Here is a 22,585-nt window from a genome sequence, read left to right on the forward strand (position 1 = left end):
TCACACCTGATAAAAGTGCCGATACCACGCCACAAACTGCGCCACGCCGGCTTCAACCGCCACTTGCGGGCGGAAGTCGACCCAGTCTGCCAACGCCGACACATCGGCCCAGGTCTTGATGACATCCCCAGGTTGCATCGGCAAGTAATTGCGCTGCGCCTTGATCCCTAATGCCGACTCCAGGCATTCGATAAAATCCAGCAGCGCAATCGGCATGCCACGGCCGATGTTGAAAATCCGGTTGACGCCCTCATCTGCCTGGTTCGGCAGTGGCGGCTTGAGACGCAGCCGGACGATGCCTTCGACGATGTCGTCGATGTAGGTGAAGTCGCGCGCCATCTGGCCATGGTTGAACACATCGATGGGCTGGCCCTTGAGGATCGCTTCGGTGAACTTGAACAACGCCATGTCGGGACGGCCCCACGGTCCGTAGACGGTAAAAAAGCGCAGGCCGCTGGCCTTCAGACCGTAGAGATGACAGTAGCTGTCGGCGAGCAATTCATTGGCGCGCTTGCTCGCCGCGTACAGCGAAACCGGATGATCGACCCGGTCATCGACGCTGAACGGCAGTTTGCTGTTGGCACCGTACACTGAGCTGCTTGACGCGTAGATCAAGTGCGCGGGCGGATGGTGCCGGCAGGCTTCCAGCACATTCAAGAAGCCCACCAGGTTGGATTGAGCATAGGCATCCGGATTGTGTTGCGAGTAACGAACGCCCGCTTGCGCCGCCAGGTGCACCACTTCGGTGAAGCGATACTCGTTGAACAACCCCATCAAGGCGGGTTTGTCGACGATGTCCATCTTCTGAAAATGGAAGCCCTGCAACGCGCTCAATTGTTCGAGCCGAGCGCGCTTGAGCGCCACGCTGTAATAGTCGTTGAGGTTGTCGAGGCCTATCACTTCCAGACCTTGGAGGCACAACCGTTTGACCGTGTGATACCCAATGAACCCTGCGGCGCCAGTCACAAGAACGGTCATAGTGCCTTGCTCCGTTGTTCAGACAAGAGTTGTTAGTTATAGCGTTGCTATTGCATTGGGTCCAGATTGGGAGCTCACTACTTACTATCCCCAACATCGGGGACTGCACTCGGTCGGGATGACTATTAATAGCGTCAAAAGTTTAATAAACCCGACGAAACGGAAATCAACCACAAAAACAATTGCTTGCGTACTGTCAAAATCGCCAATGGATAAAAGGCATGTATTTTGACAAGGAACGTTTGACAGACCGCTTAGAGTGGTCGATAACTACACCGGTCTATTTGAACAGAGCGTGAGTGCAGATTGCCTGCATTGGCGGTTGTTCCTTAGACCCACCTCTTCAGAACTATTTTTTTGTGGGTCCCATGTGCAGACCGTGCGGTAGCTTTGTCTGTTTCAACGTTGAGCCACGGTCTTATGCCCAAAGCGCTACTTGTTAGAGCATTACGTTATTCGTTGCACTTTCGTGAAGCACTATGTGCTTCAGTATTGAAACACTACTGCACATACATACATAAAAAAAACATATCTGCGTCCAACTTCACTTCATAGGCCTCACTAGAGCCACTGCCTGCCTAAACTTCGCTAATTACAGAGTTTACCAGCATGCCAGCACATAGCTCCGAACGGTCTAATTGGTACCTCCTGCAATGCAAACCACGTCAGGACGAACGTGCCCATCTCAACCTGCTTCAACAAAATTATGTGATCTTCCACCCTCAGTTGGTGAGTGAACGCGTGATCCGCGGGAAACGCCATCGGGTGCTGGAGTCGCTCTTCCCTGGGTATTTGTTTATCCATCTCAGCCGTAGCGACAATTGGGCGCCCATCCGTTCTACCCGCGGCGTCAGTCGTATTGTCGAATTCAATCATGGTCCTGCGACGGTGTCCGAGCACGTCATCGAGCATCTGCGTGCGCGCTGTATTGAATCAGCGGAACCGCACACCAGCCACGACCTGAAACCCGGCGAACACTTGCAGATCATTCGAGGGCCGCTGTCGCCACTTGAAGGCGTCTTCATTTCCTCGCTCGGCGCCGAGCGCGTCATGATCCTGTTGCAGTTTCTTAATCGGGAACAAACTATTTGCGTCCCGCGAAGTGATCTCGAACGTCATAGCACGCCATTACAAATAAATAACTAATCGCTTGCCTTATATGCTTTTTTTCAGGAGCTATAACATGGCCTTGAAGTCACGCTGCCTTATTGCACTGATCACGGCCTCTCTTTATTCAGGGATGGCATGGAGTATTCGCCCACAATACATAAACGTTTACGGCTTCAACTTCACCCCGACTTTTTTAGTCTCTGAAAGTTACGATGACAACTTTCGTGAGTTAGAAAGCAATGTGCAGTCTTCCATGATCACCCGTTTGGCGCCCTCCTTCGAGCTCAAGGCCGAAGACCGCAACAGCGCCACTCGCCTGATCTGGCAACCCGCCCGCTACATCTATCACGACGAGTCGGACGCCTCATACACGGCCCATCGCGTGCGGGCGGACAGCATCATGGAATTCACCGATCGACACCGTCTGAAACTTGAAGCCGAATACCGTAAATGGGAGCGCACAGAATCGACGGCCGTCGAAGGCGTCAATGACAAGCTCAATAATAAACGGGTCGGCGGCTTATATACCTACGGCGCCAAGAGTGCAGATAACCAGATCGATTTCGGTGCCAATTATGCGGAACTTCGTTACGACAATGCCGACGGGATCAACGACGACAAAGAACGTAATACCACCGGCGTGACGACTACCTGGTATCACCGCATCGGCAGTAATACCCGCGGTTTGCTGGAATACGATCACACCAATTTTGATTACCTGTTATCCAACAGTCCGCGCAGCAGCAAATCCGATGCCCTACTCGCCGGTGCAACGTGGGACGTCACCGCACGCACGACAGGCAAAGTGCGCATCGGCTATGAGAAAAAGAACTTCGACAGCAGCCAGTCCAAAGACCTCGACAACCCCACCTGGCAAGTGGACCTGCAATGGAAACCTCTAACCTATTCGACATTTACCTTCCTCGCCCGCCAGGCCCTCGCCGAAGGTGACGATGGCGCTGATGCCGTGAAGTCGACCTTCACCCAGGTCGGCTGGCGTCATGGCTGGACCGAACGGATCACCTCCGTGGCCCAGGCCGGGTACGGTCGGTATGTCTACGAAGGCCAAAGCCGTACAGACAATCTCCAGGATTACAACCTGGGTTTGATTTACGCCATGCGCCGTTGGCTGGATATCGAACTGGGCTATCGCTACCGCGATAACGATTCCGATGCCGACAATGAAAGTTTCACCCGCAACATTGTTTCGATCAGCTTCAACGTAAGCCTTTAGGAGGGTTTCGACATGAACTCACAGACTCTTGGCTTGTTGTTCACTTTGCTGGTTGTCCCCACGACCCATGCAGCGGATTCCGGTACTCAGTACAAACTGGCGGCCGGGGATGTCTTGCGCATCACGGTATTTGGCGAACCGGAATTGAGCCTCAAACGTATCCGTCTCAGTGACGCCGGCACGTTTTCCTATCCGTTCCTGGGTGAGATTTCCGCCAAGGGGCTCACACCGAACCAGGTCGAAAAAATCATCGTCGACGGGCTTAAACAGGGCTACCTGACCGACCCGAAGGTCAGCCTGAGCCAGATTGAGTACCGCTCGTTCTACATCAATGGCGAAGTGCAAAAACCCGGCAGCTATCCGTTCATACCCGGCCTGACCCTGGAGAAGGCCATCGCATTGGGCGGCGGCCTGACGGAGCGCGCTTCGATCAAACGCGTGACCATCGTGCGCGGCGATGGCGGTACGACGCTCACCGATGAAGTCACCCGCAACACCACGATTGCTCCCGGCGACACCATTTCCATTGCACAAGGCTTTTTCTAATCATGGACAACAGCCCTAGCACCTACGTCGAACGTCCTCTGCAAACGCACGTGCATCAGCAGCACAGCGAAGACAGAGACACCATTGACCTACTCAAACTGTGGAGGGTTATCTGGCGCGCAAAATGGACAATCGGCTGGCTGATCCTGTTTAGCTGTGCCCTGGCGGCGGTGGCGGTTTCGCTCATTACCCCGCAATACATCGGCAGCACCACGTTGCTGTTCAACGAAAAAACACCACCGCTGATGTCCTTCCAGCAAGTCAAGGACTCAAGCACCAACGCCACTGACTACTTGCAGACCCAGCAGGCCCTTCTCGAATCCCGGGACCTGGCCGAACGCGCGGTGCGAAAACTCAACCTCACCACCAACCCGATCACCGACCCGCGCCAGCAACCGGCGCCCTGGTTCACGCCGCGCAAGTGGCTGGCGGCCCTGGAGCTCGACCAATGGATCCCCGGTCTGGCCATTTTGATGCCCGTCAAGGACACCCCGACCGAGGAAGACGTCTTCAACCAGGTCACGCAAAACCTGATGCTGCACACCACGGTCAAGTTCGTCGGCAAGAGCCAACTGCTCGAAATCCAGGTTGAACTGCCCGACCCGGATCTTGCCGCCGCAGCAGCCAATGCACTGGCCCAAGGCTTTACCGACAGCCAGATCGACACCAGCGAGAAGTCTTCGCAGTCCACCACGGCCTGGATGAACACGCGGCTGGTCGAGTTGCGCAACAACTTGCGCGTGGCCGAGAAAAAACTCCAGGGCTATCGCGAAGAACAAGGCCTGGTCGATGTCGGCGGCGTCGCCACCATCAGCGCCAACGAACTGGAAATGACTGGCAGCCGAATGGTCGATGCCCGCCGTACCCGCGCCGAAGCCGAGAGCGAATACCGTCAGGCCAAAGCCTTGAGCAATGGTGACTTGAGCCGGCTCTCCAGTGTGCCCGCGGTGTTGAGCAACCCGCTGGTCCAGCAGTTCCAGGCGGACCGGGCCAAGGCCCAGGCGAAAGTCGATGAACTGTCGGGGCGCTATGGTCCCAAACACCCGAGCCTGATTTCCGCGCAATCTGAATTGCGCGCCGCCACCACCAGCCTGCAATTGCAAGTGCAGCAGGTGGTTGCCGGGATCGAGCGGCAGTACCAGCTCGCCTCGGCCAGCGAAGCCTCGTTGCGCCAATCGTTCAACAGCAACAAGGCGCAGATCCAGGACATCGCTCGCAAGGAGTTTCAGCTGCGCGAGTTCCAGCGTGAGGTCGATAGCACCCGTGCGCTGTATGAAACCTTCGTCACCCGCTTGAAGGAAACCGCCGCCACCGCCGACATGGACTCGACCAAGGTGCGCATCGTCGACCCGGCGATTGTGCCGGTGGAAGCCAGCAAACCGCGCAAAACCTTGATTGTGGGGATCGTCGGGTTGCTGGCGGCTGTGATCGGCGTGGCCCTGGCCCTGCTCTTCGACAGCCTGAGCAACACCTTCAAGACCGATGAAACCATCGAGAGCATGCTCCACATTCCATTGCTCAGTGTCGTGCCGTTGGTCGTGAAGAAAAGCCGCCGGCAACTGGCTCGGTTGTTTGAGGACAATGACCACCCGCGTTTTTCCGAAACCATTCGCAACCTGCGCACCTGGCTGATGCTGCAAAGCAGCGACATGCCGTCGCAGATCGTGCTGGTCACCTCGACCGTCGCCGGCGAGGGCAAAAGCACCATTGCCAACAACCTCGCCAGCTCGCTCACCGCCCTTGAACGTGTGCTGCTGATCGATGCCGACATGCGCCAACCCACCCTGGCGCTGAACTTTGATTTCCCGCCGGACAGCCCCGGACTGGCCAACGTGATTGCTGGCACCGCCCGGCTCGAGGACTGCATCTTGTCGGTCGGCAATCTGGACTTGCTGCCGGCCGGAAAGATGGGGCCGTCCTCGGTGGATGTGTTCACCGCGCCGCGCCTGCCGTCTCCCGCCGATGCGCTCAATCCGGCGCGCCAGCCTCCACCGCAGGACTTGCTCAGTTCGCCGCGCATGGCCCGCATGCTCGAAGCGCTCAAGTTGCGTTACCGCCACATCATCATCGACTCCCCTCCCGCCGAGATGATCAGTGATGCGCTGCTGCTGGCCCAGCATTCGGACGCGGTGATTTATGTGGTCAAGGCCGACAGCACGTCAATCGGCCAGGTACAAAGGGGCATTGCCATGTTGCAACAAAGCCACGTACCGGTGTTTGGCACCGTGCTCAACCAGGTCGACCTGCGCAAGGCGCGCAAGTACGGCTACAACCACTCCCGAACCTTTTACAACTACGACTTCGCGTCCCGGTAATGAGTGATAGGGGGGCTTTCCCCCCTCACCATAACGCCCCGCCATAACAAAAAGCTGCATCACCTCAAACACAACAAAAAAAGCTGCTTCACCTCTGCCGAGCTACGGAAAAGCCTGCGGGAGCCACGCCGTGTCTGCCCGTCCAGCGTTTGCGCACTACGTCTGCCTTGAGGTCAAGCCCATGACACCGCTCTATACCGCTCATCTGACGCACCGCCGCGGCCTGACGTTCTGGGCCCAGTGGGTGTGCGCCATGACGCTGACCACCTCGCTGCTGATGCTGCTCGTGTTGATGCGCGTCGGCAGCCTGACCAGCGATTACCGCATTCTGATCATCCTGACCGTGCTCGGTTCGGTGCCGATTTACAGCCTGATGCAGGTCTACCACAAGCGTCACGGCCTGTTGGTCGGGCTCGGTCGATTGCTCGCGGGCTGGCTGATCTTGCTGGCCGTTCTGGGGGCCATTGCCTTCATCACTCAGACCAGTGCGAAGTACTCGCGCCAGGTCATCATGGTCTGGGCGGTCCTGGGTTTTCTGGTCCAGGCGTTGAGCTTTCTGCCCCTGCACTACTTTGCACGGTTGCACGCGCGCATGGTCTGCAAGGAGCGCCGTTCGGTGATCATCGGCACCTGCCCGACCGCCCATGAACTGGCGAAAAAACTGTCACAGCCAAACCGCGCACTGGCCTTGGGGTTTATCGCCACCGCCGACGACATCGGCCCGGCGCCGAGCATCCTGCCGCTGCTGGGCCGCGTCGAAGAGATTCGCGAAATCATCACCCGCCTGCATGTGCGGCGCGTCTACATCGTCCTGACCATGGCCCATGCCGCCACTATCGAGGCGTTGTACATCGACCTGCTGGACATGAATGTCGACGTGGTGTGGATCCCGGATTTCGGCAGCATGGTGCTGCTCAATCACTCGATCTCCGAGATCGAGAGAATGCCGGCGATTTACCTCAACGAAAGCCTGATCAGCTCGCACCCGGCCAGCCTGTTTTGCAAGGACCTGTTTGAACGCAGCCTGGCGGCGACGGCCGTCATTTTGCTCAGCCCGCTGCTGGTGATGGTCGCTGCCGCCATCAAGCTGACCTCCCCTGGCCCAGTGCTGTTCAAGCAAAACCGCCACGGTTGCAACGGTGAAGTGATCAAGGTCTGGAAGTTTCGTTCGATGCGCGTCCACGACGATCAGGAGGTACGCCAGGCCACTCGTGACGATGACCGCGTCACCCCGGTTGGACGCTTCCTGCGCCGCAGTTCCATCGACGAGCTGCCACAACTGTTCAACGTGTTGCTCGGGCAAATGGCCCTGGTCGGACCGCGCCCGCATGCCGTCACCCACAACATTTACTACACCGGCAAAGTGCAGGCCTACATGGCCCGCCATCGTCTGAAACCGGGCATTACCGGGCTGGCCCAGGTCACCGGGCATCGTGGCGAAACCGAGACCGTGGAAAAGATGCAGCTGCGCGTCGCCCAAGACCTCAACTACATCAACCAATGGTCGCTGTGGCTGGACATCAAGATTCTGATCAAGACGCCCTTCACGCTGTTTTCGAAAAACATCTACTGACGCCCTGCTTCGACTCTCTGAGGTTTGACCATGAATGTGAGCGTATTCGGTATTGGTTATGTGGGCCTTGTCCAGGGCGCTGCGCTGGCGGAAGTCGGCCACACGGTGATGTGCGTGGATGTCGACGCCGCCAAGGTCGAGGCCTTGAAGGACGGCACCTTGCCGATCTACGAACCCGGCCTGAAGAGCCTGGTGCTCGACAATTACCACAGCGGCCGCCTGCAATTCAGCACTGACCTGGCCAGCGCCGTACGCCATGGTGAGGTGCTGCTGATCGCCGTGGGCACGCCGCCTGACGAAGACGGCTCGGCAGACCTCCAATATGTGCTGAGCGTGGCGCAAACCATTGCCCTGAACATGGACGGCCACCGGATCATCGTCGACAAGTCCACGGTCCCGGTGGGCACCGGCGACCGGGTGCGTGCGCACATCGAACAGGTGCTGGCCGACAAGGGTCGCAGCGACCTGACGTTCGATGTGGTCTCCAATCCGGAATTTCTCAAGGAGGGCTGTGCGGTAGAAGACTGCATGCGCCCGGACCGGATCGTCATCGGCACCGATAGCCCGCACGCCGAAGCGGTCATGCGCGAGCTGTACGAACCGTTCAATCGCAACCGCGAAAAGATCATCGTCATGGACATCCGCAGCGCCGAGCTGACCAAGTACGCCGCCAACTGCATGCTGGCGACCAAGATCAGTTTCATGAACGAGATAGCCAACATCGCGGAAAAACTCGGTGCCGACATCGAAATGGTCCGCCACGGCATCGGCTCCGATCCGCGCATTGGTTATCAGTTTATCTACCCGGGCCTGGGCTACGGCGGTTCGTGTTTCCCCAAGGACGTGCAAGCGCTGATTCACACGGCCACCAGCATCGATATCGATGCGCGAGTACTCAAGGCTGTCGAGTCACGCAACAACGAACAGAAAGCCAGCCTGTACACCAAGGTTTTCGATTACTTCAACGGCGATCTTCGCGGCAAGACTTTTGCCGTGTGGGGCTTGAGTTTCAAACCCAACACCGACGACATGCGCGAAGCCCCAAGCCGGGTGTTGATGGAAGCGCTGTGGCGCGCCGGCGCCAACGTCCAGGCATTCGACCCCAAAGCCATGGAAGAAACCCAGCGTATCTATGGATCACGCGATGACCTGACTTTGGCGGGCACCAAAGAAGCGGCGCTGAAAAATGCCGACGCCCTGATCATCGTCACGGAGTGGCAATCGTTCCGTGCGCCGGACTTCGACCTGATCAACCAACAGCTCAAACAACCGCTGATTTTTGACGGGCGCAACCTGTTCGATCCGCAGCGTTTGAGCCAACGCGGCTTTACCTACGTGTCCGTCGGCCGACAGACCCGCGCTGTCATCTGAAAGGAGTCAGGCCATGATCAAGCTGAAAATTGTCAGGCATTACTCACCGAAATTGCTCGACGCCAATCAGGCGTATTCCTTCATCAACTTCGCGTCCATCGGCAGTTTTTTCAAAGACACTCCGGGCACCGTCGCCTACTTTTGCGACGGCATGCTGATGTCGGCGTTCATGTCGCAGGTGACCGGGCGCAGCATCGGCCGGGTCAGCTTCGATTTCACATCCATCGCCGACCCGGTGTTGGGCAGCGCCGAGCAATCGGGTAAACGGGTGTATTTCGTCGGCGCCCACCAGGCCGAGCTGGAGCTGTTCATCAGCAAGATCAAGGCCCGCTACCCGCAGTTGATCATCGCCGGCTATCACAATGGCTACTTCAATGTGGCGCAAGCCAAGGGCATCCGGCGCGACATCTGCCAGAGCGACGCGAATGTCCTGATCGTCGGCCTCGGTGCCGGATTGCAAGAGCAGTTCGTACAAGATGCGCAGCGCGCAGGCTTTCACGGTGTGGCATTTACCTGTGGAGGGTTCATTCGCCAGGAGGCCATGGCCACGTGTCAGTACTACCCCGAGGTGATCAATCGCCTGCATTTGCGCGCGTTCTACCGGATGTACCGCGAGCCGCACACCATCAAACGCTACCTCGTCGACTACCCCGGCAATTTCCTGCAACTACTGGCAATGCTCGTTCGGCACAAAGTCACCATCCGTGTCGGGGAATGACCATGCACATTCTGTTCATCCTCAAGGATTTCAAGTCGGGTGGCGGCGTCGAGCGCGTCCAGCAGCGCTTGTCCGAGCAGTTTCTCAAGGACGGCCAGCGCGTGAGTTTCTTCGTCATCAACGGCGACACGCCGGACACGCAAGGGGCTCAAAGCCTCAATGACGGCGGCGGGCGCGGTCTGCTCGGATGGCTCAAATCGATCATTCTGTTGCGCCGGTTGATTCAGCGTGAAGGCATCACCCACCTCATTTCCGCCAAGGAGCAGGCGAACCTTTGCACATGGTTCGCCACCCTCGGCAGCCCTTGCAAGGTCATCTATAGCCGCCACGCCACACTCGATTGCACGGAGCAGAAAACCAGCCCCACCGGCCTGCGCCTGCTCTACGCGTTGTACCTGTGTGGCAGCGGCAAGGTGGTGACGGTGTCTACGGTGTTGCGTCAATCCCTGGCTGAAATGATGCCGTGGGGAAGTCAGCGCATCCGCTATTGCCCGAACGCCGTCATCAACGATCAACTGCTGCACGCCGCCAAGGCGCCGTTGCCCACTGAAATTCCGCGCAATTATTGGCTGGGCCTGGGCCGTCTGGTGGCGCCAAAAGGTTTTGACTTGCTGCTCGATGCCTATGCCATGGCCCTGCACAGCGAGGCGGTACCGGATCTGGTGATTGCCGGCGACGGTCCCTTGCGAGGTGAGCTGACGGTACAGGCCAATCGCCTGGGTATCGCGCACCGGGTGCATTTCACCGGGTTCTTGAGCAACCCCTATCCGCTGCTCAAGAACGCACGTTTGTTCATTCTCAGCTCGGTGCATGAAGGCATGCCGACGGTGCTGATCGAGGCCTTGGCGCTGGGTACGCCGGTGCTGGCCAGCGACTGCGAAACAGGGCCCAGAGAATTGCTGGACAACGGCCGCCTCGGCCAACTGGTCAACGTCAACGATGCGCCGGCACTGGCCGAAGGCATGCTGCAAAGCCTGTTTTTGCAGGGTCGGGTCGCCGTCAATGAAGGCATGATTTCCGACGCGATACGTCAGTACACCAGCCAGGACGCCGCGCAAGCGTACTACCAGGTGTGGAATCAATGAAAAAGTTGCTGATTATCCTGCACGACCTCAGCGCAGGCGGGGCCGAAAAAATGATGACGCGCCTGGCCGGGGCGCTGGTGGACGCGGGCAATGACGTGACCCTGCTGATGCTCACCGGCGGTGGCGTCAACGCGGCGTACCTCGACCCACGGGTAAAAAAGGTCGAATTGCGCAGCCCGCGCAGTTCAAGGGCCGTACCGGCACTGGTGCGTTTTCTTCGACAAAACCGCTTCGACGCGCAACTGGCGGCGCTCACTCACGTCAACGTGATCGCCATTGTCGCCGCCGCGTTGTCGGGGACGCTGTCGCGGCTGCATGTCAGCGAACGCAACGCGTTCTCCCACGACAAACACGTCAACCCCGACTTCATGGTGCGCGTCGCCTACACGGTGGCGCCGCTGCTGTATCGGCTGATTCCCAACCCGGTGATTTGCGTCTCGCGCGGCGTCGCCCAAGACCTGATCGACACCACCATTGCCCGTCGCCAGGACGTGACCATTGCCGACAATCCGGTGCTCGACAACGACTTTCGGGAAAAACCGCATCAACCGCCCAGCCATCCCTGGCTGTTGGAAGCGTCCAACCCGGTGATTGTCGCCGTAGGTCGCCTAGCCCCGCAAAAAGGCTTCGATACGTTGATTACCGCGTTCGCCGCGCTGCCGAATCGCGACGCGCGCCTGATCATTTTTGGTGAAGGCGTCTTGCGCGATCAATTGCTGGAACAGGCTCGCAAGCTGGGCGTGGGGCATCGGCTTGACCTGCCGGGCTACACCCATGAGCCCATGGCAGAGGTGGCGGCGGCCGATTGCTTCGTGTTGTCGTCGCGCTTCGAAGGCAGCCCCAATGCGCTGGTCGAAGCGTTGTCCACGGGGACGCGGGTGGTTTCGACCCGTTGCCCGCATGGCCCGCAAGACATCCTGATCAATGGTGTCGTCGCCCCCCTCGTGGCGGTCGATGACCCGATGGCCCTGGCGCAGGCGATTGCCCTGCAACTCTCCACCCCACGAGAAGAACACCGTCAGGCGCGCCTCGACGCGGCCGCCCGTTTCATGAATGCCAGCGCGGTAAAAACCTACCTCAGCGCCCTGCTCGGGAGTCCCTCGCCATGAACCGACTGGAGATCCGCTATTCCACCCTGCGTGACGGCTTCACCTTGTTCGGTGTGCTGTTTTACATCCAGGTGATTTCGTTTGTCCTCGGTTTGGGCAGCGCCTCGAGTTTCGACGACATCGACAAAGACCTCGAAGGCAACGTGACCAACCAGATCTGCGGCCTGATCACGTTGCTGGTGCCTTTGTTTTTCTTCATCCGCAACAAGGTCTTCCTCAGCAAAAGCTTTTACCGCGGCAACTTCTTTCTGCTGGTGTTCCTACTCTGCGTGATCGCCTCCATCGGCTGGTCCTCTGACCCGATGCTCAGCCTCAAACGATTTGTCGCGATGATCAGCGTGGTGTTTTTCGCCGGTTTCATCGCCTACAACTACAGCCTCGAAAAAATCACCTTCATGCTCGGTTGCGCCATTGGCGTGGCGGCGTTGATCGGTTTGATCCTGGCGCTGGTCATGCCCAGCGCCGCGTTCGTTTCCGGCGGTATTCGCGAAGGCGCGTTCAAAGGGATTTTCATGGAGAAGAATGCCGGCGCACGGATCAACGCCATCGCGATCCTGTTGCTGCTGCCGATGATTCGCCAGCGTAACCGCTGGGCATTGTTCTGCTCGTTCTTCTCGCTGATTGCCATCTTGCTTGCCCAGTCGGCGACCGGGGTGGTGCTGGTGATTGCCGGCACGATCAGCTACTGGTATTTCCTGACGTTGATCCGTTTACGCATGAACCGATCGCAGCTGTTGTTCCTCGGCTGCACACTCCTCTACCTGCTGGTGTGCCTGTTCCTCTACAGCAACTTTGCGGTGTTGCTGGAAATGGCCGGTCGTGACCCGTCACTCACCGACCGCACGATGATCTGGGAGCTGCTCGGGCCGTTTGTCGACGATCAATACCTCAAGGGCTACGGCTTCGGCGCCTTCTGGTCCAGCCCCGATGCCGCCGCGTTCATAAAGCGTTGGGGTTACATCGGCAACGCGCACAGCGGTTACGTGGAGACCCTGCTCAACGGCGGCATCATCCAACTGACCGCGCTGGCTCTGCTGCTCGCTGAAGCGCTGATCAAACAGTACCGGGCCGTGACGGCGAACCAGTCTGCGCAGTTTCGCGCCAGCGCCTTGGTGATCATCGGTCTGTTCGCCGTCACCAATTACGTGGCGTACGTGATTCCCAACTACCGCTCTGCCGAGTTCCTGGTGTTCTGCACCCTGGCCCTGTCCTTTCGGCATCACCCTGCGACCTATCCCGAGTTGTCCCCGGCAACCCTGCGTCAGCGTCCGTCTGGCAGGGCATTACCGCGCGATTCAGCCAAAGCGTAAAAAGGAGAGACACCCGTGTCAGACCAAGCCCCGTCTTTACCGCATACAGTGTGTGTCGTGATCCCGATGTACAACGGCGCCGACAGCATTGAGCAAACACTGGCGTCCCTGGCCGGGCAAACCCGACTGCCCGACCACGTCATCGTCGTCGACGATGGTTCCTCCGATGACGGGCCACAACGGGTCAACGCCTTCGCGGCGCCGTTTCGCCTGACGCTGTTGCACCAGGCCAACGAAGGCCAGGCCAGCGCCCGCAACCACGGTCTGCGGCACTCTGAGGAGACGTTTGTGGCGTTTCTCGATGCCGATGACCAATTTCGTCCGCAAAAACTGGAGCTACAGCTGGCCCTGTATGACGAACTGAGTCGTCAAGGCCGGCCGGTGGGGCTGATCGACTGCTACACGCAGGTCAATTACAGCGACGGCAGGCGGCAAATGGACAATCTGCGCAAGAACGGCCGGCATTTCTACGATTTCATCCACGCCAACGTCCTCAATGGCGTATCCACCGCGCTGGTCAAGCGTGACGTGATCCTGCAACTCGGCGGCTTCGATGCCAGCCTGCGTTACTCCGAAGACCGCTTCATGTGGACCCGGATCGCCGAACACTGGGAGATCCACACGGTGCCGCAAGTGCTGCTGGAGCGCACGGTCAATGCCGGCAACATGACCGCGCAACCGAAGAAGTACTACCCGAACAAGATCAGGTTCATCGAGGTGTACCTCGCCCGCTACGGCGCGCAGCTCAGCAAGCAGCAACGGATCGATTTCGTGCTGGGCAACCACACTGACTTTCTCAATGCCTTTTCCCGCAAAGGCGAGCATGCCGACGTGATCGGCGTCTACCGGCGAATGCTGGACTATTCCTGGCAAACGCTGATCTTCGCCAACGGCAAACCGACCTTGCGCTACCTCTATGCCTGTGTTCGAACATTGCGCAAGGCAACGGCGTCAACCACCGCTCATTGAACCGGTATCCGCCATGGCCAATCACCGTCTGGTTACATTGATCTGGATCTTCACCGAGAAATTCGGCCTGATCTTCCTGTCGATGATTACCTTTGTCGCGTATGCCAGGCTGCTGTCGCCCGCAGAGCTGGGTGTGGGCACGGTGATCATTGCCATCGTCGAGTTGATCGGCCTGGTGTATTCATCGGTTCTGGAAGACCCGCTGGTACGACTCGAGAGGTTGGAGGACAAACACATCTCCACGGCCTTCTGGGCGGCGGTACTCGTCAGTCTGGCGTCCATCGTCGTCATCTCGGGCGCGGTACTTGTGTACACGCCTGACCCGATGCTGCGATGGATGACGGCGGTGGCCTCGGTGAAAATCCTGTTCACCATGATGGCGCGGGTCTATGTGGCGCAGATGCGCCGTAGCGGCGACTTCAAGACGCTGGCGTCGCGCACGCTGCTGGGCAAGGTGTGTGGTGGCGTCGGCGGCGTCGCTGTCGCGCTTTGGGGATTGGGGGCCTGGGCGGTCATTGCCCAGGCACTGATCATGGAGTTCGTGTCCATCATCGTATTGATGCGCGCAGACCGGCAGCGCATCGCCTTTCATATTGACGGCCCCGTCTTGCGAGAACTGTTGAAGGCCGGTGCACCGGTAGCCGTCAACGCGCTGAGTTCGCAAACGCTGCAGCGTGGGGTCAACGTGGTCCTGGGCATGACGGCCGGCGCAAATGCGGTCGGCATGTTCAACATGGCGATGCGCATCATAGAGCTGCCACGCACCGCGATTTACAACGGCCTGCTGAGCTATGCGCTACCAGTGTTCGCGCGGCGCAGCGCCGATCCATCACGGTTGCGCGCGATCTTCAGCGATTCGACCGCTGTCAGCGGCTTCCTGCTGACGCCCTTGTTCATCGGCATCGCACTCACGGCGCACGACGTGATCCTGTTGATCTTCGGCGCCAAATGGACCGAGGCCATTGCGCCGCTGCAAGTGCTTGCGTGCACGGCAGCCATCGGCAATACCGCCATGTACGCCACGACCGCACTGGTCGCGGTCAATCGCAGTTACCTGACCATCAAGGCCGAAGTGGCAACCACGGTACTGGCACTGGCGCTGGTCTATAGCTTCGGCAGTCTCTATGGCGGCATGGCTGCCGCCCTGGCGTTACTGGCCCGGATGGCGATCATCACACCGTTGCAAATCCGCGGCTTGAACAGCGCAATCGGCTATGACTGGCGGCTGTTTTTCGACACCAACTATCGCAGCGTGATTGCCTCGCTCGTCATGGCCGCATTCGTCCTCCTGGTTTCTTCCCGATCGGGTTTTGAAGGTTACTTGCACCTGATCTGCAACATCGTGGCAGGCGCGCTGAGCTATGCCGTGGCGTATAGCGTCATGCACCCGCGCTGGCCGCAAGAATTCAAATCGGTTTTCACCGCTCGCTGAATTCAATCCCGAAACAGGAACACCTCACCATGCGCAAAACTACGCTGATCACTGGCGGGGCCGGCTACATCGGCTCCCATACCGCCCTGGCGCTCATCAACGCCGGACACCACGTGCTGATACTCGACAACCTGTGCAACAGCTGTCGAGAGTGCATCGCGCGCCTTGAGCTACTGACCGACACCCGGGTCGATTTCATCAATGGCGACATGGGCGACTCGATCTTGCTCGACAACATTTTCAGTCGTTACGACATCGATGCCGTGGTGCATTTTGCGAGTCTCAAATCCGTGGAAGAAAGCATCCGCAAGCCACTGGACTATTACGCCAACAACGTCGCCGGGACACTCAATCTTTGCCGGGCGATGGTGCGTCATGAAGTGTTCAACCTGGTGTTCAGCTCGTCGGCCACGGTGTATGGCGACCCCACGCAAGTACCGATTGCCGAAGATCTCGGCACTGGCAAACCCGTCAATCCCTATGGCCGGACCAAGCTGATGATCGAAGAGCTGCTGACCGACCTGTGTCACTCCGATTCGCGCTGGAACATCGCCTTGCTACGCTACTTCAACCCGATTGGCGCTCACGAGAGCGGGATGATCGGCGAAGACCCCAAGGGCCGCCCCAACAACCTGTTGCCGTGCCTGACGCAGGTCGCGATTGGACGGATGCCCGAACTCACGGTGTACGGCCGCGACTATCCCACCGTGGACGGAACGTGCGTGCGCGACTACATCCATGTGGTCGACCTTGCCAATGGTCATCTGAAGGCGCTGCAGGCATTGCAAGACATGGGTGGCATTCATTCCTGGAACCTGGGCACCGGCATTGGCTATAGCGTGCTCCAGATCATCCACAGTTTCGAAGACGTTACCGGCATCACCATCCCCTTCAGCTTCGCCCCGCGTCGCCCCGGAGACATCGCTCAAATGTGGGCCGACCCGAGCAGGGCTGGACGGGATCTGGGCTGGAGCGCGCAACGCGATCTCGATCAGATGATGGCGGATTCCTGGCGTTGGCAGTCGTGCAATCCGCAGGGCTATCAATCCTCATTCGGCGTAGTGGCATTGACTGCGGTGAAATAAGCAATCGTTCCAACAGTAAGGAAAGCACATGCTCAGAGAATGCCTGTGGGTACTGCTGTTGTCGGTTTCGCTGGCGTGCAGCGCTGCGCCAGCGCCTTCCCGTCCGCCAGCCGCCGGGCTGGTGCTGTGGCTGGACGCGGCCGATGCATCGAGCATGAGTATCGACGCACAGGACCGCCTCCAGCACTGGAACGACAAGTCCGGCAAATCCAACCACGCCACGGTGGACGACGCCATTGGGCCCTCGGGTCCGCAGTTCGTGGCCAACGCCTTGCACGGCCACGCGGTGGTGCGTTTCAATGGCGTTTCGGCGTTTCTGGGCAAAACAATCCGCGTTGGCAATGGCCCGGCAACCCTCCTGATCGTCTCCCGCCGGCTGCCCGAACAGAGCCCGGCAGACCCTTGGCAGCGGCTGTTCAGCTCACGCCCCAATAGCGTCGATAACGACAATGTGCTGCCCAACTTTGCCATTAGCCTGCGACAGGCAGACGCCTACGCGCCGACCATCTCCGTGCTCGAACTTCAAGACGTGCCGATTGGGCCCTACGCGGTCGGGCGCAACGTGGTCGGAAACGCCGACAACTTCAAAGGCGATATCGCGGAAGTGCTGGTGTACGACCGCCCGTTTGCCTCCCTTGCGCAGCAACAAGAGGCGTATCAATACCTGGCGGACAAGTGGTCGGTTGCCATTCCCCGGCAGGCTGATACCTGGACCCGGGTCGGGCCGCTGGGCCCCTTGCCGACACTCGACGACGCCGGCTTGCCCTTGTCCGATCAGGCCGATGCGGGTAACTGGATATTCGACAGCAAACTGTCCGATGACTTCGATGGCGACGTTCTCGACACCGTGCGCTGGCACGTCAACAATGCCCAGGGGAATGAATCCCTGGGCCGCAAGCCGGCGCTGTTCAGGCCGGCCAATGCGTTCTTGGCCAACGGCAACCTGAACATCGTCTTTCGCAAGGAAGCCTTGCCACAGAAGTACGTGCAACTGGGTTTCAAGGATTATTCTTCCGCCATGGTTCGCACGGTCGAGCGCGGTTTTTACGGTTACTACGAGGCACGCGCCAAACCCATGGACTCGGCAGGTTCCAGCGCCTTCTGGCTGGCCTGGACGGGCATGGAAGATAACGCCACCGAGATCGACATCTTCGAAATCGGCGGCAAGACCAAAGACGCTGCCTACGACCGCTTGTACAACATGAACGCCCACCTGTGGGCCACGCCCCAAAGCACCGAACATGTCGCCAGCGCCAGCATCTGGGTCAGCCCCTGGCGCCTGGCGAGTACGTTTCATGTCTACGGCTTCGACTGGCAGCCCGACACCCTGCGCTGGTACGTCGATGGCGTGCTGGTCCGGGAATCCAGGAATACGAATTTCTTCTTTCCAATGCAGATCGTCTTTGACAGTGAGGCCATGTGGCAATGGTTCGGAGTGGTAGACGATGCTGACCTGCCCTCTACCTTCAGAGTCGATTACGTCAAGGTGTGGCAACGCAGTCAGTAGCGTTTCTCAATCATGGATCTGTCCGTCAGGTTCATCCGATTACCCCTGAACTTTCGTTCGAGCAGTCAGGTCGACAGAATTCCAGCCTCATCCGGCTCCCGGGCGGCGGTTAAAAAAACAAGAATGAGGGGCTAACGGTGAATTGTCTGATTTGTGTCGGCGTGGCGGAACGCATTCAGTGCCACGGCCCATGGGAGGAAAGGGATTGTCCGGAATGCGGGCGCTATCGGGTTTCCGATGAGCTGCTTTTGACCTTGATGGATCAAGGCCAGATCTTCGATGTCATCAAAACCAGAAACTGGCTCGAGAGCCAACGCAAGGAAGGTGTTACCCCTTCAATTGAAGTCCATGAGGCGCTACTGCTGCTCTAGCGTTCGCGCTGGATCAACGTTCAATCGGCAGGGAGGTCAGTTGTCAATCAGCGCCAACCCATCTGGAGCGTGTACGTGATCAAACGCCGGCTGAATGAACTGGATTTGCTGCGCTTCCTGGCAGCGCTCGCCGTGGTGTTTTTTCACTATGCTTTTCGCGGGTATGCAAAAGGCGACATGTCTGTAATGCCCTACCCGCTGTTGGCTGAGCCTGCCAAATACGGTTACTTGGGTGTCGAACTGTTTTTCATGATCAGCGGATTCGTCATTCTCATGACCGCGTCGGGCAACAATCTCAAAGCCTTTTTCATATCCCGCGCCATTCGCCTCTACCCTGCTTTCTGGGTGTGCTGCACCCTGACTTTTCTGATCACGCTGGCCATTGGGCAGCCGCGATACACCGCTGATGTTTATCAATACATTATTAACATGACGTTGCTGGGCGACTTTGTAGGTGTCGAGCCCATAGACGGCGTGTACTGGTCGCTGTTTGTAGAAATAAAGTTCTACCTGATGATCTCCATTCTCCTGGCCTTCAAGAAAATAGAAAAAATAGAAACCTGTCTTGTGTGGTGGTTGCTGATCTCTGCCGGTGCCGAAGTATTCGCCTTCGAAAAGTTGCGCTCGGTATTAATTACCGATTACGCCGCCTATTTCATAGCGGGTGCGACGTTCTTCATGATCTGGGCCAAGGGGATCACCAAAACACGAGTGCTGCTCTTGGCTGGGGCATTGGCATTGGCCTGCTTCACCGCCATCGTTTGGGCCGAATTGCTCGAAACCAAATATCCAACCGACTTCGATCCCCTGATCGTCTGCAGCATGATCATCCTGTTCTTCATGACATTCTTCCTGGTCGCAACGAACAAGACTGCAGCCGTAGGGACATTCAACTGGACGGCATTAGGCGCGCTGACTTACCCACTTTATCTACTGCATCAAATGATCGGCTTTATGATTTTCAACATTGCCTACCCGGCGATAAACCCACATATCCTGCTCTGGGGCACTATCGCGTTGATGATCGGTGCGTCTCATGTCATCCACAAACAAATAGAAACCCCCATTGCCAGGCACATTAAAAAAGCCCTTTCATTCTCCTTCAAACGTGTCGAGGCGAATAAGCCTCGATAAAGCGCCTCCTCCACCGCAGCGCAGCGCAGCGACATGACCGTTGATCTGCAATTTTTGCTAACGCCCAATAAAAACATATTTTGATGCTTTAATTGATATTGTCGAACAATCCCACCTACAGAGGGTGCCGTGATGAATATCAAAACCTTGGCTTTATTGTTGTTGGCCCTGTGCGCTCAACCCGTCTGGAGCCAGACGCCCCCCGCTTCACCGCCCGCCGCCGACAGCGCGGCACTCACCACCCGTCTCGCTCTGCGGGACCTGTGGGTCGAGCATATTTTCTGGATCAGAAGCTACGCCATTGCCAATCAGGAGCACGACAAGGCACAGGCTAAAGTCGCCGCCGATCAGGTGGTCGATAACGCCACCAAAATCGCCAACAGCATCGCCCCGCTCTACGGCCAGCCCGCTGCCGATCAGCTGCTCAAGCTGCTTGCCGGTCACTGGGGCGCGGTGAAACACTACAGCGACGCCACCGTCGCCAAGGATGCGAAAGGCAAGCAGGCCGCCGTCGCTGACTTGACCAGCAACGCCAAAGCCATCGCCGCCTTCCTGGCCAAGGCCAACCCCAACTTGCCGGAGAGCACCCTGGTCACGATGCTGGCCGCCCACGGCGGGCACCATGTCAGCCAGATCGATCAAATCGCCGCGCACGACTATGCCGGCGAAGCCAGCACCTGGAACATGATGCGCACCCACATACTGGCGCTGGCCGACGCACTGACGGCGGCACTGGTCAAACAATTCCCGGATAAATTCTGAGCCCCGCGCGAGGACACCCCATGCTTGAAGGACTGGGCCGAACCCAGCAGGACTTGCTCAATGCGCTGCTGCACCATGCACGCGGCATGAGCATTGACGAGCTGGCCGAGCAGTTGGCCGTCACCCGCACCGCGATTCGCCAGCACCTGGCGGCGCTGGAGGGTGCCGGCCTGGTGCTGCGCGGTGATACGCGCCCGACGGGGCGGCGTCCGGAGCAGTTGTATCAGCTCACCGACCATGCGAAGGAGCAATTCCCTCGCCAGTATCAGCTGCTGGCCAGTGTCCTGATTGACGAAGTGGCTGGCATCATCGGCCCCGAAGCCCTGGCGGCACTGATGCGCAGCATGGGTCGTAAACTGGCGCTGGACCGTGAACAGCACGTGGTGGACGAAGGCACCATCGTGCAGCACATGAATCAGGCCGGGTACGAAGCCGAGGTGATCTTTCGCAGCTCGGACGATAAGGAAATCGTCGCGCACAACTGCGTATTCCACCGCCTCGCCGCCGCGCATCCGGTGGTCTGCGAGCTGGACCTGGCCTTGATCGGCGCGTTGGGGGGGGGTGAGGTCGACCATACGGAATGCATGGTTCGGGGCGGAAATGTCTGCCGGTTCAAACTGCGGCCGAGTGAGCCTCAGGAAGAGGCTGAAGCGACCACAGAACCGGAACCGACGCCTTGAATCATCGGTGAAACCCTGGCCACCGACCGGCGCCTTCAAGTAGGGGGCGTCGCCGCCGATACACCTGAAAGCGTCACGGATACGACGTACCGTGTCTGGCATCGAGCGTCTCAACGCTCCTACTTGTGAGCGGTCCTCGCCAAGGAAGCACAATGATCACTGTCTCAACTTCAACGAATGCGGCGATGTCTGCCTACGCGGCGGCTGTCGATTCGAAGTCTGCCAATACCCGGCAGCAGGTCGGTCAAGACGAGACAGCGCAGACCCAGACGTCAAACATTGATTCGGTGAGCCTCTCCAGCACTTCCACCGATTACAGCAGCTCGATCGTCGGCAATGCGCCGTACTTCCCGGTCCGCGCGGGGATGAATGCCGACGCGCTGGTGCTTGGCGCGTCCAAGCCTGGCGCAGTCTCCAGCTCCAAGGACAAGACCTTCCCGGAAGTGGCCGCCGACGCGCGCAAGCGCATGGATGAAAAATACGCGCAGATGACCGCCAGCGGCCAGCCATACGCCAAGACGGATGAAGACCGTAATGCACTGTTTGGCGACCTGGATCGACGTTCGTTGAACGCCGTCGCCACCAACGAAGGCGGCAAGTTCACCGCCGATGAACAAGCGTCGGCCCAAGCCTTGATGCGCCAGCAAGGCCGACTCGCCACCGGTTATTACAGTGGCCCGGCGGACCAGGAAAAAAACTGGAAAGACCCGTTCGCCAACGACCCGGTTGCCCGCGCTCATGCCGCCCTGGATTTTCTCGACAACATGAGCCCCGAAGAAAAGAACACGCCGCAATGGCTGACCCAACACCTGTCGCTGGAAGCGGCACTGAACCAGAACGCTGGCTCGGATCCCGCCGATAAGAAGTCCGGGCATTTTCACAACCTGGCTGAAATCCTCGCGGGTGTAGTGACGGATGGCTCGGACAAGGACAAAGCCAACGATGACAAAACGGCCGACCCTCTTGCCCACCTTCTGGACACGCTTCAAACGCAGGTTTCCTGATCCCGCCACCACCACCCCTGTAGGAGCCGAGCTTGCTCGCGATGGCGGTGTATCAGTCAACATTTGTATCGACTGACACTGCGCTATCGCGAGCAAGCTCGGCTCCTACATCTATGGTTACCCCCTTTTCTGCAATACTGTTTTTGATGTCGTGTTTGGCTTGCTTTCATCTATCCGGCGTCTGAGTGGGGCTGTCACCCCGCGCCTCGATGAGAATCGATGCCCAACGACCCTAATTAGTGGAACGGCCTTACAGCCGTGTAGGAGCTCAGGGTTGTCGTCAGGCCGGTTG

At 58.6% G+C, this 22,585-nt stretch carries 20 protein-coding genes and 1 pseudogene; 19 read left to right on the forward strand and 2 right to left on the reverse strand.

Annotation, left to right across the window (positions count from 1 at the left end):
* Positions 1–978: an NAD-dependent epimerase gene (locus tag C7534_RS15015; protein ID WP_046030279.1), complete on the reverse strand. Its 978-nt coding sequence runs from the start codon at positions 976–978 to the stop codon at positions 1–3.
* 609 nt (positions 979–1,587) lie between these two features.
* On the opposite strand from C7534_RS15015, the gene rfaH reads away from it, so the two are divergent.
* From rfaH to galE, 13 genes and pseudogenes are all read left to right on the forward strand, one after another.
* Entirely contained in the window at positions 1,588–2,124 is a 537-nt protein-coding gene (rfaH, locus tag C7534_RS15020) for a transcription/translation regulatory transformer protein RfaH (RefSeq protein WP_109786239.1), read from the forward strand.
* Between the two features lie 37 nt (positions 2,125–2,161).
* Positions 2,162–3,322: an outer membrane beta-barrel protein gene (locus C7534_RS15025; RefSeq protein WP_109786240.1), complete on the forward strand. Its 1,161-nt coding sequence runs from the start codon at positions 2,162–2,164 to the stop codon at positions 3,320–3,322.
* A gap of 12 nt (positions 3,323–3,334) precedes the next feature.
* Complete coding sequence (locus C7534_RS15030) at positions 3,335–3,868, forward strand: polysaccharide biosynthesis/export family protein (protein ID WP_109786241.1); 534 nt, start codon at positions 3,335–3,337, stop codon at positions 3,866–3,868.
* Positions 3,869–3,870: 2 nt separating this feature from the next.
* Positions 3,871–6,183: a GumC family protein gene (locus C7534_RS15035; protein ID WP_046030289.1), complete on the forward strand. Its 2,313-nt coding sequence runs from the start codon at positions 3,871–3,873 to the stop codon at positions 6,181–6,183.
* Between the two features lie 181 nt (positions 6,184–6,364).
* Positions 6,365–7,756 (forward strand): undecaprenyl-phosphate glucose phosphotransferase, encoded by a 1,392-nt coding sequence (locus tag C7534_RS15040; RefSeq protein ID WP_046030291.1) that lies wholly within the window; start codon positions 6,365–6,367, stop codon positions 7,754–7,756.
* Between the two features lie 30 nt (positions 7,757–7,786).
* On the forward strand, positions 7,787–9,127 hold the full coding sequence (locus tag C7534_RS15045; protein ID WP_109786242.1) for a UDP-glucose dehydrogenase family protein: 1,341 nt from the start codon (positions 7,787–7,789) through the stop codon (positions 9,125–9,127).
* A 13-nt stretch (positions 9,128–9,140) separates the two neighbouring features.
* On the forward strand, positions 9,141–9,845 hold the full coding sequence (locus C7534_RS15050; RefSeq protein WP_109786243.1) for a WecB/TagA/CpsF family glycosyltransferase: 705 nt from the start codon (positions 9,141–9,143) through the stop codon (positions 9,843–9,845).
* Between the two features lie 2 nt (positions 9,846–9,847).
* A complete protein-coding gene (locus tag C7534_RS15055; protein WP_109786244.1) occupies positions 9,848–10,930 on the forward strand; it encodes a glycosyltransferase in 1,083 nt (360 codons plus the stop codon).
* A complete protein-coding gene (locus C7534_RS15060) occupies positions 10,927–12,039 on the forward strand; it encodes a glycosyltransferase (protein WP_046030296.1) in 1,113 nt (370 codons plus the stop codon). Before C7534_RS15055 ends, C7534_RS15060 begins: the two co-directional genes overlap by 4 nt.
* Positions 12,036–13,349, forward strand: coding sequence for an O-antigen ligase family protein (locus C7534_RS15065; RefSeq protein WP_109786245.1), 1,314 nt, complete (start codon positions 12,036–12,038; stop codon positions 13,347–13,349). Before C7534_RS15060 ends, C7534_RS15065 begins: the two co-directional genes overlap by 4 nt.
* 15 nt (positions 13,350–13,364) lie before the next feature.
* Positions 13,365–14,318: a glycosyltransferase family 2 protein gene (locus C7534_RS15070; protein WP_046030298.1), complete on the forward strand. Its 954-nt coding sequence runs from the start codon at positions 13,365–13,367 to the stop codon at positions 14,316–14,318.
* 13 nt (positions 14,319–14,331) lie between these two features.
* The gene (locus C7534_RS15075) at positions 14,332–15,750 is read left to right on the forward strand and encodes an oligosaccharide flippase family protein (protein WP_077431957.1); all 1,419 of its coding nucleotides are present in this window, start codon (positions 14,332–14,334) and stop codon (positions 15,748–15,750) included.
* 29 nt (positions 15,751–15,779) lie between these two features.
* Positions 15,780–16,784, forward strand: a pseudogene (gene galE / locus C7534_RS15080) (UDP-glucose 4-epimerase GalE); the annotation flags it as partial.
* A gap of 8 nt (positions 16,785–16,792) precedes the next feature.
* On the opposite strand, the gene C7534_RS33295 reads toward galE, so the two are convergent.
* Complete coding sequence (locus tag C7534_RS33295; protein ID WP_371916738.1) at positions 16,793–16,840, reverse strand: hypothetical protein; 48 nt, start codon at positions 16,838–16,840, stop codon at positions 16,793–16,795.
* Between the two features lie 23 nt (positions 16,841–16,863).
* On the opposite strand from C7534_RS33295, the gene C7534_RS15090 reads away from it, so the two are divergent.
* The 6 genes from C7534_RS15090 to C7534_RS15115 all read left to right on the forward strand — a co-directional run bounded on the left by C7534_RS15090 (position 16,864) and on the right by C7534_RS15115 (position 22,293).
* On the forward strand, positions 16,864–18,342 hold the full coding sequence (locus C7534_RS15090; protein WP_109786247.1) for a family 16 glycosylhydrolase: 1,479 nt from the start codon (positions 16,864–16,866) through the stop codon (positions 18,340–18,342).
* Positions 18,343–18,479: 137 nt separating this feature from the next.
* Positions 18,480–18,713, forward strand: a complete 234-nt coding sequence (locus tag C7534_RS15095; protein WP_046030302.1) for a hypothetical protein — start codon at positions 18,480–18,482, stop codon at positions 18,711–18,713.
* Positions 18,714–18,788: 75 nt separating this feature from the next.
* The gene (locus tag C7534_RS15100; RefSeq protein ID WP_109786248.1) at positions 18,789–19,847 is read left to right on the forward strand and encodes an acyltransferase family protein; all 1,059 of its coding nucleotides are present in this window, start codon (positions 18,789–18,791) and stop codon (positions 19,845–19,847) included.
* A gap of 132 nt (positions 19,848–19,979) precedes the next feature.
* The gene (locus C7534_RS15105; RefSeq protein WP_109786249.1) at positions 19,980–20,609 is read left to right on the forward strand and encodes a hypothetical protein; all 630 of its coding nucleotides are present in this window, start codon (positions 19,980–19,982) and stop codon (positions 20,607–20,609) included.
* A 20-nt stretch (positions 20,610–20,629) separates the two neighbouring features.
* Positions 20,630–21,289 carry a helix-turn-helix transcriptional regulator gene (locus C7534_RS15110; RefSeq protein WP_046030305.1) on the forward strand — a complete coding sequence of 220 codons (660 nt, stop codon included), beginning with the start codon at positions 20,630–20,632 and terminating at the stop codon, positions 21,287–21,289.
* A gap of 152 nt (positions 21,290–21,441) precedes the next feature.
* Positions 21,442–22,293 carry a hypothetical protein gene (locus C7534_RS15115; protein WP_109786250.1) on the forward strand — a complete coding sequence of 284 codons (852 nt, stop codon included), beginning with the start codon at positions 21,442–21,444 and terminating at the stop codon, positions 22,291–22,293.
* The last annotated feature ends 292 nt before the right edge of the window (positions 22,294–22,585 follow it).

The sequence above is a fragment of the Pseudomonas sp. OV226 genome (genome assembly GCF_003148705.1).
In the GTDB taxonomy this organism is placed as follows: Bacteria; Pseudomonadota; Gammaproteobacteria; order Pseudomonadales; family Pseudomonadaceae; genus Aquipseudomonas.